At 64.0% G+C, this 12884-nt stretch carries 15 protein-coding genes; 10 read left to right on the plus strand and 5 right to left on the minus strand.

Features of this window, described 5'->3' with window-relative positions:
- The first annotated feature begins 107 nt into the window (after nt 1–107).
- A complete protein-coding gene (locus MUB46_RS12595; RefSeq protein ID WP_261616268.1) occupies nt 108–347 on the plus strand; it encodes a hypothetical protein in 240 nt (79 codons plus the stop codon).
- Here MUB46_RS12595 and MUB46_RS12600 read toward each other — a convergent pair.
- The 5 genes from MUB46_RS12600 to MUB46_RS12620 are packed head-to-tail and all read right to left on the minus strand — an operon-like array spanning nt 327 to nt 4808.
- Nucleotides 327–845, minus strand: a complete 519-nt coding sequence (locus tag MUB46_RS12600) for a prepilin peptidase (RefSeq protein WP_261616269.1) — start codon at nt 843–845, stop codon at nt 327–329. The genes MUB46_RS12595 and MUB46_RS12600 overlap by 21 nt on opposite strands.
- A 3-nt stretch (nt 846–848) precedes the next feature.
- Complete coding sequence (locus tag MUB46_RS12605; RefSeq protein ID WP_261616270.1) at nt 849–1367, minus strand: tetratricopeptide repeat protein; 519 nt, start codon at nt 1365–1367, stop codon at nt 849–851.
- Between the two features lie 28 nt (nt 1368–1395).
- Complete coding sequence (locus MUB46_RS12610; protein ID WP_261616271.1) at nt 1396–2367, minus strand: type II secretion system F family protein; 972 nt, start codon at nt 2365–2367, stop codon at nt 1396–1398.
- A 12-nt stretch (nt 2368–2379) separates the two neighbouring features.
- Nucleotides 2380–3348, minus strand: coding sequence for a type II secretion system F family protein (locus tag MUB46_RS12615; protein ID WP_261616272.1), 969 nt, complete (start codon nt 3346–3348; stop codon nt 2380–2382).
- On the minus strand, nt 3348–4808 hold the full coding sequence (locus MUB46_RS12620) for a TadA family conjugal transfer-associated ATPase (RefSeq protein ID WP_261616273.1): 1461 nt from the start codon (nt 4806–4808) through the stop codon (nt 3348–3350). The genes MUB46_RS12615 and MUB46_RS12620 overlap by 1 nt, the downstream gene beginning before the upstream one ends.
- A 361-nt stretch (nt 4809–5169) precedes the next feature.
- Here MUB46_RS12620 and MUB46_RS12625 point away from each other — a divergent pair, with 361 nt between their 5' ends.
- The 9 genes from MUB46_RS12625 (at nt 5170) to MUB46_RS12665 (ending at nt 12870) form a co-directional block, all read left to right on the plus strand.
- Nucleotides 5170–5370: a Flp family type IVb pilin gene (locus MUB46_RS12625; RefSeq protein ID WP_261616274.1), complete on the plus strand. Its 201-nt coding sequence runs from the start codon at nt 5170–5172 to the stop codon at nt 5368–5370.
- Nucleotides 5371–5516: 146 nt separating this feature from the next.
- Nucleotides 5517–6377, plus strand: coding sequence for a Flp pilus assembly protein CpaB (gene cpaB, locus MUB46_RS12630; protein ID WP_261616275.1), 861 nt, complete (start codon nt 5517–5519; stop codon nt 6375–6377).
- Nucleotides 6378–6506: 129 nt separating this feature from the next.
- A complete protein-coding gene (locus MUB46_RS12635; protein ID WP_261616276.1) occupies nt 6507–8111 on the plus strand; it encodes a type II and III secretion system protein family protein in 1605 nt (534 codons plus the stop codon).
- Nucleotides 8092–8388: a hypothetical protein gene (locus MUB46_RS12640; RefSeq protein WP_261616277.1), complete on the plus strand. Its 297-nt coding sequence runs from the start codon at nt 8092–8094 to the stop codon at nt 8386–8388. The genes MUB46_RS12635 and MUB46_RS12640 overlap by 20 nt, the downstream gene beginning before the upstream one ends.
- 25 nt (nt 8389–8413) lie before the next feature.
- A complete protein-coding gene (locus tag MUB46_RS12645) occupies nt 8414–9949 on the plus strand; it encodes a TadE/TadG family type IV pilus assembly protein (protein ID WP_261616278.1) in 1536 nt (511 codons plus the stop codon).
- Between the two features lie 5 nt (nt 9950–9954).
- Nucleotides 9955–10488 carry a TadE/TadG family type IV pilus assembly protein gene (locus MUB46_RS12650; RefSeq protein WP_261616279.1) on the plus strand — a complete coding sequence of 178 codons (534 nt, stop codon included), beginning with the start codon at nt 9955–9957 and terminating at the stop codon, nt 10486–10488.
- Nucleotides 10482–11123: a TadE/TadG family type IV pilus assembly protein gene (locus MUB46_RS12655; protein WP_261616280.1), complete on the plus strand. Its 642-nt coding sequence runs from the start codon at nt 10482–10484 to the stop codon at nt 11121–11123. Before MUB46_RS12650 ends, MUB46_RS12655 begins: the two co-directional genes overlap by 7 nt.
- The gene (locus MUB46_RS12660) at nt 11123–12319 is read left to right on the plus strand and encodes a CpaE/TadZ family protein (RefSeq protein ID WP_261616281.1); all 1197 of its coding nucleotides are present in this window, start codon (nt 11123–11125) and stop codon (nt 12317–12319) included. The genes MUB46_RS12655 and MUB46_RS12660 overlap by 1 nt, the downstream gene beginning before the upstream one ends.
- Complete coding sequence (locus tag MUB46_RS12665) at nt 12301–12870, plus strand: L,D-transpeptidase (RefSeq protein ID WP_261616282.1); 570 nt, start codon at nt 12301–12303, stop codon at nt 12868–12870. Before MUB46_RS12660 ends, MUB46_RS12665 begins: the two co-directional genes overlap by 19 nt.
- Nucleotides 12871–12884 lie beyond the last annotated feature (14 nt).

A 12884-nucleotide genomic window follows, 5' to 3' on the forward strand; every position in this document is an offset into this window, starting at 1 on the left:
GCCGCCCGCCGGCCGCCGGCCAGAGGCTGGCCGGGCGGGGTGGCGAGGCGGGTTGAGTGCGCGCGACGCAGACTGTATGGTTTTGCCCCTGCAACCGGGGGTACGCAGTGAAGTCCTTCGCGGTAGTATTCATCTTCACCCAGGTGATCACGAGTCCGGAGCTCGGGCTCGTCTTCGTGCTGTGGGCGCTGGCGGTGTGGTATCTCGCCGCCGCCGCCGGGCAGATCGCCGAGGATCGCAGGGCCAGCCGCGCGCTGAAGGCCAGGATGGCCGGCTCTCGGGTCGCGGGCAGGGCCGCTGGAGCGACCGCCGGACCTGGCGGCGGACTATCGGATGACGGCCGCTAGCATCGTGACCGCCAGCGCGGCGGAGATGGCGACGCCGTAGGGCACCTTCCGGCTTTCCACCAGTTCCACCAGCCGCGCCGACCAGGGCGCTCCGGTGCCGAGGACGAGCCAGGAACTGCGGTAGATCGCAAGCATCAGGATCGCTCCGGCCAGCAGGGTGGCGGAGAAGAGCAGGGCCCCGCCGGGGCCCGCGAACGCGCCGGCGATGCCGAAGAGCTTGACGTCGCCGGCGCCGAGTTTTCCGGCGAGCCAGAACAGCAACGTCATCGCGAACAGAGCCGCGCCCACCGCGAGGTGCGGCAGCGCCGGGCGGGCCCCCGCCAGCAGCCAGAGCGGCAGGAGCGCGAGCAGCAGAACGAGGTCGCGATTGCGGATCTTCAGCGTCGTGAAATCAGACCGGGCGATCCTGGCGAGCAACACGGCGGCCACGGCGAGAACCGCCAGCTCTCCAGCGGCAGCCCAATCCAAGCGCGCCCAGTCCCAACGCTCCCAGTCCACGCGTCACGTCCTGCGCGGATACGAAACGCTGTCGCGCAGCATGGCGAGGTTGTTGGCCACGGTCGGGTTCGCCGGTTCGAGCTCGTAGGCCTTGAGGAAATCCTGGCGCGCGCGCACGAGGTCGCCGCGCAGCAGGTAGGAGTATCCGCGGTTGTTCAGGTAGACCACCGTATTGCCGATATACCGGCCGGCCTCCCGGTAGGCGCGGTCGGCGAGATCGAACCGGCGCAGGCGATCGTAGGAGGCGGCGAGGCCGAGCCAGGCTTCGGCGTCGTTCGGCATCACCTCGACCGAGCGCTGGAAATAGTGCTGCGCGTTGCCGTAGTTGCCCTGCGCGAACTCCACCTTGGCGACCTGGAGCACCTGGTCGTCGGGGTAGAACTTGGGCGGTGGCGCCGGTTGCATCCCGCTTTCGGGATTGGCGAAGGAGGAAAAGTCGCCGATGCCCCCTCCGTCGCTCTGGCACCCGGCGAGCGTCATCAGGCCGATCAGAAGGCCGATCTGGGCTGCGCGGCTTTTCATTGTCGGAGTCCCCCTTGTTTTCGAAACCCTAGAAAAAGACGCCGCTCATGCGGATGAAGACGGGGGCGAGCACCATCACGAGAATGACCGGGAAGACGCAGAACCCCAAGGGAAACACCATCTTCACCGGGAGGGCATTCGCCTTCTCCTCCGCCGACATCATCCGCTTGTCGCGCATTTCGGCGCTGTAGACCCGCAGCGCCTCGTTCAGGCTGGTGCCGAGCTCTTCCGATTGCTGGAACAGGACAGCCAGCGCCCGCGCCTCCTCGATGTTTATGCGCCGGGAAAGATTGTGCAAGGCTTCGCGCATCGTGCGTCCGGCCCGCATTTCGAGCGTCATGACCTTTAGGTGTAGCCCCAGCGCACTGTTGGTCGAGGCCAGTTCCTCGGATACCTCTTCCGTCGCCGCCTCGAGGCCGAGACCCGCCTCGGTGCAGACCACCATCATGTCCATGAAATCGGGAAAGGCGCGCCGATAGGCGAGTTCCCGGCTGCGCCCCATATGGTCGAGCACGAAACTCGGCAGGAGCAGGAACAGCAGCGAGTAGATGAACGTCAGAATGAACAGCATGGAGACCGGAAAGCCGGGAAAGAAGATACGCCCGGCCGCGAAGCCGACGGCGAAGGCACCGGCCCAGAGGCCGACGCGGACCAGATGGAAAACCGTCGGGGCATTGGGGCCATAGAAGCCGGCCCGATGCAGGCGGGCGCGGATGGAATCCGGCTCGGCGTTTTCCTCGATCGCGGCGTAATAGTCGGTCAGCGGCAGCAATGCCCGCGCGCGCTCCTCCGCCTGACCGGCGAGGAGAGCGTGCGTTGGAATGTTCTTCTTGAGCAGCTGCTCTCGAATGCGCCGCCGCGTCTCGAGCCGCGGCAGAACGAGAAAGGAGGCGAACAGGAATGTCGCCACCGCCGCCGCGAATGCCAGCGCCAGAAGAACCCATTCCCCGCCGGCGCCGGTCAGGACGGCGGACATCCGTGTGCCGATCTGGTCGATCATCGGTGCGCCATCCTAGAAATCGAAATTGACCATGCGGTACATAATGAAGTCGCCGACAGCCATCAGCGTGAGCATGCCGAAGATCAGCGGCGACACGATCCAGTGATCCCAGATGTCGCCGAAATAGGTCGGGGCTAGAAGATTGATGGCGGCGAACAGGCCGAAGGGAAACAGCGAGAGACTGATCGCGGACCAGCGGCCTTCGGATGAAATCGCCTGGATCTTCCGGCGAAGCTTGAAGCGCTCGCGAATGACTTTGGCCAGATTGGAGAGTATCTCGGCCAGATTCCCACCGGTACGACCATGGATCGCAAGAGAAACCACGACGAGCCGAAGCTCGTCCAGCCCGACGCGTTCCAGCAGGTTGCGCATCGTGGTCTCGAGATCGAGGCCATACGTTAGTTCGTCGGCGACAATCCCGAACTCGCTGCCGATCGGATCAGGCAGTTCGCGCCCGGCAAGCGCCAGGGAAACGGGGGTCGGGTGCCCGGCCCGCAGGCTGCGAACGATGATGTCCAGTGCGTCGGGAAGCTGCTCGGCGAAACGCGCGCGCCGGCGGCTGCGCATCCGGACCAGCACCATGGCCGGAAGTGCGAACCCGACGGCGGCGCCGGTCATGAGCGACAGCAGCACCGAGCGGTCGATCATGTACACGATGATGGCGAGCGTTATGCCGGCGATCAGGAACATACCGATGAAGCTGGCGAAGCTGCCGCGCATCCCCGATTGCAGGAACAGGCGGTTCAGCGCCAGCCAGGGCAGGGTGTAGTCGCCGTCGGCGGTCAGCCCGCGCTCCTTGCGCAACTCCTCCAGGACGTTCTGGCTGTCGCCGGTATCCCGCATCAGCCCGAGTCGCCGATTCACGGCCCCGCGCCGCGCGCGGCGGCGGCTGTAGGCCAGATACAGCCCCTCGACCGCGAGGACCGCGCTGGCGAGCACCATGAAGTAGACGAGATAGGTGAGAGACTGCGCGCCGAACATTACAGGGCCCGCGACGGATCGAAGCTCTCACGCGAGACGTGGAAGCCGAGGGCGGCAATCTCGTCGAGGAAGCGCGGGCGGATACCGGTGGCACGGAACTCGCCGACGATCCGCCCGTCCTCGTCGACGGCCTTCTTCACGAACTTGAAGATCTCCTGCATCTGGACGACGTCGCCTTCCATGCCGGTGATCTCGCTGATGCTGATGATGCGGCGCCCGCCGTCAGACAGCCTTTGGACCTGGATGACGAGGCGGATGGCGGACGCGATCTGACCGCGTATCGAACGCTGGTCCATCGGCATTCCGGCCATGCCGACCATTTGCTCCAGGCGCGATAGGGCGTCGCGCGGCGCGTTGGCGTGAATGGTCGTCATCGAGCCTTCGTGGCCGGTATTCATGGCCTGCAGCATGTCGAAGGCCTCTTCGCCGCGCACCTCGCCGACGATGATCCGGTCCGGGCGCATCCGCAGCGCGTTCTTGACGAGTTCGCGCTGGCGGATCTCGCCGCGCCCCTCGACATTCGGCGGGCGCGTCTCCAGGCGGCCGACATGGGGCTGCTGAAGCTGAAGCTCGGCCGCATCCTCGATCGTGACGAGGCGTTCCTTGTGCGAGATATGGGCAGACAGGGCGTTGAGCATCGTCGTCTTGCCAGAGCCGGTGCCGCCGGAGACCAGAACCGAGATCCGCCCCTGGACCGCGGCGGTCACGAGCTCGATCATCGCGGGGCGAATGCTTCCGAATTCCAGAAGCTTCTCGAGGGAATACGGATGCCGCGAGAACTTGCGGATCGATACGAGCGGCCCGTCGACGGCGACCGGCTTGATCGCCGCGTTGAAGCGCGAGCCGTCGGGTAGGCGGGCATCCACCATCGGGGCGGATTCGTCCACGCGCCGCCCGACGGCGGAGACGATCTTGTTGATGATGCGAATGAGGTGCGCTTCGTCCTTGAACCGGATCGGCGTCAGTTCGAGCTGGCCGAACCGCTCGATATAGACCTGGCGGTGCGTGTTGATCAGCACGTCCGTGACATTGTCGTCCTTCAGCAGGGGCTCGATCGGGCCGAGGCCGAGCATCTCGTCGGCGACATCCGAGACGAGCTGCTCCAGTTCGCGCGCGTTGACGACCACCGACTGCTCGCGCACGTATTCGCGCACGAACGGGCGGATCTCGCCGGCCAGTTCCTCGCGCCCGATGCGGTCCAGCACGCCGAGGTTTATCTGGTCGATCAGGTGACGATGCAGCGCCACCTTGGTCGCCAGATAGCGATCGCTGGCCTGCGTTGCGCTGGCTTGGGCTGATTTGGTCTGGTTTGCCTCCCGCGCCGGCGTTGGTGCGAGAGTCGGTTCGCGTCTTGCCTCGCCGTCGATGGCGGGAAGGACCGCCAGAGAACCATCGGCGGAACCATCCGCCTCCGGGCCCTGTCTCGTGCGACTGAAACGTCCCAGCATGTCTGCAACCATAGGGTGAGAACTGTTTCGCCTAAATTACGAGGCGACGATAGCGGCCGATCGGGTTGGCAGCAATTGCCTGGCAAGTCGATTTGGGTGTGAGATTGCGAAGATGCTTAATTCAGACTGCATGTGGAAATGTATTGATTACGTCAAAAGGCGTATTTGGCATACTTCGAAAGAGTTATCCACGGTAAAACGGGAGGTGATCGCGCTATTTATTAAGATGCTGTCCTTGTTAACTATAGGAAATATCTTTTAAAAACCCGCTTTGACACGCCGATTAACATTCCATTAGGCTTTTACTTGGGGACAGGCCCGGCGCAGCCAACGGTTGATCGTGGTTGAGACGGGGGCGTGTCCGAGCTTTCGAATGGAGGAAGACATGCGTAAGGCTTTGGAAATCGTCAGGCGTTTCCGCGATGAGGAAGACGGCGCCGCGATGATCGAATACACGGTCCTGCTGGGTATCATCACAGTTGGCGTGATCGCCACGGTGGTGATTATCGGCGGTTACCTCGAGAACCAGTGGACGGCTCTCCAGAATGCCTTAACGGGAGCAGGTTGGTCTTGATGGTCTAGCCGACAATCTTTGTGGCCGCCGTGTTGCTTATGCGGCGGCCACAAATCGGCAAACTCTCGGTTTGCGGCACAATTCCTTCGAAATGGCATTGCTCGCCTCAGTACAGGTAGGGCGCGGACGGAGTATGGAGACAGGTAATGCGTGGCAACTCGCTCCTGATGCTGGGCCTCGCCGTTGTCTTCGGCATCGGCGCGGTCGTGGTGACCAAGGTCTGGCTGGACACCCAGCGCAGCCAGTTCACGACCTCGGCCGAGGCGACCCTCTCTCCGACCGATACCGTCGTCGTCGCGGCCACGGCGCTGCGCTTCGGCGACCGGCTGCAGCCCGATAACCTCAAGCAGATTCCCTGGCCGTCGGGCGCGCGGCCCAACGGCGCCTTCATGCGCAAGGAAGAGCTGCTGGAAAGCGGCGATCGCTACGTCATCACCGCGCTCGAGGCGAACGAACCCGTGCTCGAATGGAAGGTGACGGGCCCCGGCCAGCGCGCCACGCTCTCGGCGGTTCTGGCCGAGGGCAAGAAGGCGGTGACGATCCGCGTCAACGACGTTCTCGGCGTCGCCGGCTTCGTGCTTCCGGGCGACCGCGTCGACATCATGCTGACGCGCCAGGACCGCAGCCCGTCCGACGAATCGCGCAAGGCCTACATCGACGTGCTGCTGCAGAACATCAAGGTGCTGGCGATCGACCAGCTTGCCGACGACCGGACCGACGACCCGCAGGTGGCGAAGGCGGTGACGGTCGAAGTCGGTACGGAACAGGCGCAGAAGCTGACGCTGGCCGCGAATGTCGGGCAGCTGTCGCTGGCGCTGCGCAACGTGCTTTCGGACACGGGCGAGGCGACGCGCCGGGTGACCATCGGCGATCTGGGCACCGGCGGACCGTTCGTCGAGCCGGAGGAAGACGAGGCCGAAAAGTCGGTGCTGCGGCCGAGCTTCGCCACCGTCGGCGTCATTCGCGGAATGGAACGGTCGGAATACCAGGTGCAGAAGGAACGCTAGTCGATCGGAAGCGGGTGGGGCAGTTCGGCGTAGTCCAAAAGCGTTAGCCAGGCGCGCGCTTCGTGGAAAGACGTATACGCCTGACGAGGGTGTCGCTGGACTACACCACCTTTCCGAAATCGCTTGTGGATGGGGATCGCCGGGTTCTGTGCGCGGATGTTCTGCGCAACCCTATGGACAACTAAGGCAGCAAAGCAGGGTCTCATGGATATGGGGGGGCTAGCAGAAAAAGTGAGCAGGGCTACCGGCATCGCTCGGATGCCGGGGGCGGTCCTGTTCGTCGCCGCGCTGGTCGTCTTCTTGTCGGGCGGCGGCATGTGGGGCGGCGGGATCTGGGGCAGCCGGGCGCTGGCCGATCGCCTCGTCGACTTCTCCGAGGGCGGGGCGAGCGAGATCATGGTGCCCTACGGCCAGTCGAGCACCATCCGCACGACCGAGGAGGTCGGCGACATCCTCGTGGGCGACAAGGAAATCGCCGACGTGCTGCCGCTCACCGACCGCTCGCTCTACATCCTGGGCAAGAAGCCCGGCCGCACCAACGTGGCCGTCTACGACCGCCAGAGCGGCCTGATCGGCGTGATCGACATCGAGGTCGGCGTGGACACGCGCGACCTCAGCTCGGCGCTACGGCAGGCGGCGCCCAGTTCACAGGTTCTGGTGCAGTCGGTGAACGGCCGTTTGCGGCTGAGCGGCAGCGTTCCGGACGGGCTGACCCTGCAGAAGGTGCTGGATATCGCCCAGCAATACACCGCGGACCCGGTCATCAACTCGATCCGCGTGCTCAACGCCCAGCAGGTACTGCTTGAAGTAAGGTTTATCGAGGCCAGGCGCGACGCCGGCCGCGACCTCGGCGTGAGCTGGTCCGTGCGCGATCGCGACACTGGTCTTGGCCTGCGCACAGGTCGGTTCTTTCCCCCGACCAGTATCGACAACGACGGCGTGCCGCTGACTCAGATCATCAGTCCTTTCATCGGCAGTGCGGTTCCGTTCGGCACCTTTGTGGCGCGCGTGCTCGATGAGGGGGTCATTGCCGACGTTCTGATCCAGGCGCTCGAGGACAAAGGCCTCGCGCGGCGCCTCGCCGAACCGAACCTGACGGCGCTGTCCGGGGAGACGGCACAGTTCCTTGCCGGCGGCGAAGTTCCCATACCGGTCGCTCAGGACGACAACACCATCAGTATCGAGTTCAAGAAATATGGTGTGTTGCTGCAGTTTACCCCGGTCGTGCTCGATGACGGCACGATCAACCTGCGGCTGGCGCCCGAGGTCAGCCAGGTGGACTTCACCAACGCGATCCGGACCCAGGACATCGAGGTGCCTGCCTTTATCGTCCGGAATGCGCAAACGACGGTCGAGCTGAACGACGGGCAGAGCTTCGCCATCGCGGGCCTGCTGCAGAGCGACAGCGTAAAGACGCAGGAGCAGGTGCCGTGGCTGGGGCAATTGCCGGTGCTCGGCGCCTTGTTCCGATCCTCGTCTTTCCTGAAGCAAGAAACCGATCTCGTGATCATCGTCACGCCGCACCTCGTGAGGCCGGCCAAACCCGGCGAACCGCTCAAGACGCCGCTGGACTCGGCGCGCCCCTCGAACGATCCCGAGTTCTTCGCGCTCGGTATGTTGGAAGTGAACGACAAGATGCTGCGAAGCTTCGAAGAGGGCGCCGGCGTTGTCGGACCCTTCGGCCACATCATCGAGCTACCGCCGGGACAGTATAATGCCTACACAAAATACTAGACTTCGTTGGCCTTCCGTCGCGGCGCTGCTCGTGGTCGGTGCCACGCTCGGCGGCTGCGCCGACTATCTCAACCACAGCGACTATGTGACGTTCGCGGCGCCCGACGCCCAGAACACGAACATAGCGGTCCAGACGATCGATCCCTGGCCGCCGGCGTCCCGCCGCGCGCTGACAGGCGGTAGCGGAAAACGGATCGAGACGGTGACCAAGCGGTACACCAACCCGCCGGCTCCGCAACAGCAGCAGTCCGTCGTCAACGTGAATATCAACAACTAGAGGGCCACGCCGAGCGAGAGGTGCGATGTTCAGACGTTTCGCCCGTTCCCAGGACGGTTCCGCCCTTGTTTTCGTGACGGTGACCCTGCCGGCCCTGATCGGCTTCGCCCTGCTCGCCGTCGATGCGTCGCGGGTCTACAACCTTCACTATGATCTGCAGAAGGGCGCGGATGCGTTTGCGCTCGCCGCGGCGGCGGAGTTGGATGGCGGCGACGATGCAATCGACCGGGCCGATCGCGCGCTCGAGGAACTGGTCAAGAATTCGCACAGCTTGTCGGATCTGCAGTTTCACACGCTCACTTTTCCCGGCGATATCACCCGGCGATACCTGAGCGGCCTGCCCCCCGACGACGACGACCCGATCACGGCGGCCTACGAGACGACCGATCCTCTGGAGGCGCAGTTCGTAGAGGTGAGGATAAACCCGACGCAGATAACGGCGATCTTTCCGGCAACCTTCCTCGGTGCCGCCAGCAATGCGTTCGAGACGTCGGCCTCGGCTGTGGCTGGCTTCAACAGCGCGGTGTGCAACTATACTCCGGTTTTCATTTGCAACCCTTACGAAAATCCGGCGGCCGCCGGGGGGCTTACGCTGCAGAATGCCGTCGAGACCAGGGGTGGCCGCCGACGGCTTATCGAGTTGCGAAGCGTTGGTAAGGATACGTCATACTTCCCCGGCGATTTTGGCTTCCTCGCCTCCGATGGCCGCAACGGCGCCCGCGCACTCGCCGAGATGATCGCGAGCTCGACGCCGAGAAGTTGTTTCTCGCGGCGAGGCGTGGACACCAAGCCGGGCCAAAGTTCCGGGCCTGTGAAGGACGCATTCAACGTTCGTTTCGGCATGCAGGAGCCGGGCGCGAACTTCAACGGCGCTCAATATGGCCCCGCGGCGAATGTGCGGAAGGGCGGCATTTCAAATGGCAACAATTGCCCCCAAAGTAACAAGATGGATTGGCGGGACCCCACCAATCCGGATCTGGACGAGATCATGGGTCTCGAGCCAGACTTCTGTTTCGCGGATGGATCCTGTCCCTACATGGACGGCCGCATGGGCGATGGGGAATGGCAATTTTTCGACAAGACGGACGAGTTCGGAAATGTCACGCCGGGCTATTGGAGCATCAATCACGGCAGCGCACCGTATCCCTCCGACTGGACGGCGGGGAACAAGCCCACCCGTTACGAGGTCTACCGCTACGAAATCGACAACAACATGGTGACCAACCAGTCCGCCGATGGCGAAACTGGTGTCCCACCCGGCCAGTGCGGGGCGCCGGTGACGAATGTCGACCGGCGGCTTATTTACGGCGCCCTTCTCGATTGCCAGCGGCTTGAGAGCCTAGGCTACAATCTGGGCGGCAACGAGAAGGGGCTGCCGGTCAGGGCTTTTGCGAGCTTCTTTTTAACAGAGCCTGTAAGAAAGGTGCCGAAGGGGCAGGAAGATGAAAACACGTACCCCTACGCGGCGTCGGTGTTTGTCGAACTCGTCGACGTGACCGGCCATGCAGGCCGGGGTACGATGGACGATTTCGAGCGCGACGACGTGCAGCTCTACCGGTGAGCGCGATGGCGGCGCGCGGGTCACGGTTTGAATCACCATCGGTCGATCGCCATCTCCGGCGCTTTGCCCGCGATACGCGCGGAGCGGCGCTGTTGGAGGTCACCGTTCTGATGCCGTTCCTGCTCGTCCTTTGCGCCGGCGTCTTCGAGTTCGGTACCCTGTTCTATCAGAAGATGCTCATCGAGACGGGCGTGCGTGATGCGGCCCGCTACATGTCGCGATGCAATGCGGCGGAAGCGACCTGCAAAGGCACCGCCGTCAATATCGCCGTTTACGGCAATCCCCAAGGCACCGGCCAGAGCCGCGTCGATGGATGGACCATGAGTCCTGCCGACATTACGTATCCTATCGACGAGCCGACCCCGCTCGATGAAGCCAATAATCCCATGTATCGCGGCTCGTGGCTAAGGGTCGTCCGCGTCGAGACCACTTATTCCTATACCGGCGGAGGGTTGCTGGCGTTTCTGGAGAACCTCGGAGCTGTCACCAGTCCCATCGACATCAACGTCGCCCATGAGCAGCGGGTGATCGGATGGTGAACCGACGTGCGCGCGCCTTCCTTGCAGAAAACGAGGGCGCCACGATGGTCGAAATGACTTTGGTCATCGTGCTGCTCTTCCTGGTGACGCTCGGATTCGTGGACTTCGGATACGCGCTCTATCAGTGGAACCAGGCGTCCAAGGCGGTGCAGGTCGGTGCGCGGCTTGCCGCAGTCTCGAACCCGGTTGCGACCGGTCTTGCGGCTAAGGTCGCGGAGTTGAATGCAGAGATCGCTCCCGGCGATCCGAGCAAAAGCTACTCCGTGGTCTGCAACGGTGCTTCGCCCACCTGCATCGGTCTTGGTGGACTGGACGTCGATGCGGCCGCTCTCAATCGCATCGTCTTCGGTGCGGATGGTACGTGTGGTCCGCCTTTCGGCACCGGCGCGCGGGGCATGTGCGACGTCTTCCAGAGGAACCCGCCGCTGGGGACCGCAAACGTCGTCGTCGAATATACCTACAGCGGCCTCGGCTACGCCGCCCGCCCGGGCGGCCCCGTTCCGACGATCCGCGTGCAACTGCAGGATCTTAACTTCAACTTCTTTTTCCTGGCTGGACTCCTCGGCCTCGGGCAGATGGAGATTCCGCCAATGACCGGTACCATTACCGGTGAAGACCTCTCGACGACATTCTGATGGTGATTTCGCACATGGGACCGGGACCCGCGCCGGATCGGCGCATCATAGTGGTGATTTCGCAAAGCGCCGATGTGCGACAAGCCCTGAGGTCGCGTCTGTCCGCCGTTCCCGCCTACGAGGTCGTCGACGTCGACATCGGCGATACGGCTCCGGGCAACGTGGGATCGACATTTGCCGATCTCGTCCTCATCGATGTCGGGGACGGCGAGGTTCTCGATAACCCGCAGCTGGCGGACGTGCTTCGCGGAATAGGGGATGCGCCACGTATCGTCCTTTCTGGCGATTTGTCTGCCGAAGGACTGCGCCGGGTCGTTCAGCTCAGTGCGTCCGATTGGCTCAAGCACCCGATCGACAACCGACAGCTTCTTGAGGCCGTCGCCGCGCAGGTCCAGACCGTGCGCCACGGCCAGAACCGCGTGTTGGCGTTCGTGCCGGCGGTCGGAGGCGCAGGCGCCACGTCCCTGTCGATCGCCGCGGCCGCATCGGCGGCGAAATCGCGCAAGCGCGCCGGAAGCATCGAGACGTGCCTCGTCGACCTCGACTTCACGCGGGCCGCAGCCGGAACCTATCTCGATCTCGCCGGTTCGGAGTTCGATGTCGGCGAACTCGTTCAGCATCCCGAACGGATCGACCTCGAGCTGCTGGATATCATCAAGCGCGAGCACGCGGCCGGTTTCGCCGTGCTCTCGCTGCGCTGCCCGCATCTGGAATGGTGGCCCGGGGCGGACGAGTTCATTTTCCGCCTGCTCGATATCGCGGCTTATCGCTATCCGACGACGGTGATCGATCTGCCCTCGCACGACGCGCCGTGGCGACAGGGCGTGCTCAACGCCTCGGACTTGGTCACGGTGGTGACGGAAGCGACGATCCCCGCGTTGCGTTTCGCCCGCGACCTCTACGCCGCCGCGGAGGGGGGCGGGGTGTCCGCCGAAAGGCTGAACGTCGTCGTCAATAAGGTGCGAAGCGGCCTGTTTTCCAAGGACCTTTCGAAGACGGAAATGAAGTCGGTGTTCACGACCTCGCAGCTGACTTTCCTGCCGGAGGACTGGGCGCTCGCGTCCGAAGCGCTGAATCGCGGGCTTCTCTGGCGCGACCTCGGCGCCCGGTCCGGGTTGGTCAAGGAGTTCGAAGCCTGGCTCGAACCACATGTCGCAGCAAAGAAGAGCAGATCATCATGGTTCAAACGATCGTGAGCGCCCTTGCGCCAGTCGTTCTGGCTCTCGGGATGGTGCTGAACTGGTCATACGACGTCGCCGCGCAGGGGCAGCAGTGGAGCGTGCCGCGCACGCTGGGCCCGACCAGCCGGCAGGACGTCGCCTACACGCAGGATATCGCCGCGGGATCTGTCGTCGTCGAAACCGGCGAGCGCGCCCTGTACCTGGTTCTGCCCGGCGGCCGCGCCTACCGGTATGCCATCGGGGTCGGGCGTGAGGGCTTCGGCTGGACGGGTGTCGCAAGGGTCGGCGCGAAACAGGAATGGCCGGCGTGGCGACCGCCAGCGGAAATGCGGGCGCGCAAGCCCGGTTTGCCGGAGTTCGTGCCGCCCGGTCCGCACAATCCGCTCGGTGCGCGTGCCCTCTATCTGTACCAGAACGGGCGCGACACGCTGTACCGGATTCACGGCACAAACGACAACGAGGCCGTCGGCGCGGCCGTTACCTCGGGGTGTTTTCGGTTGAGCAACACGGATGCGATCGATCTCTACAACCGCGTCCCGATCGGAGCATCCGTCGTCGTTCGGTGAGCATCCAGTGTGCG

Source organism: Microbaculum marinisediminis (assembly GCF_025397915.1).
GTDB lineage: Bacteria > Pseudomonadota > Alphaproteobacteria > Rhizobiales > Tepidamorphaceae > Microbaculum > Microbaculum marinisediminis.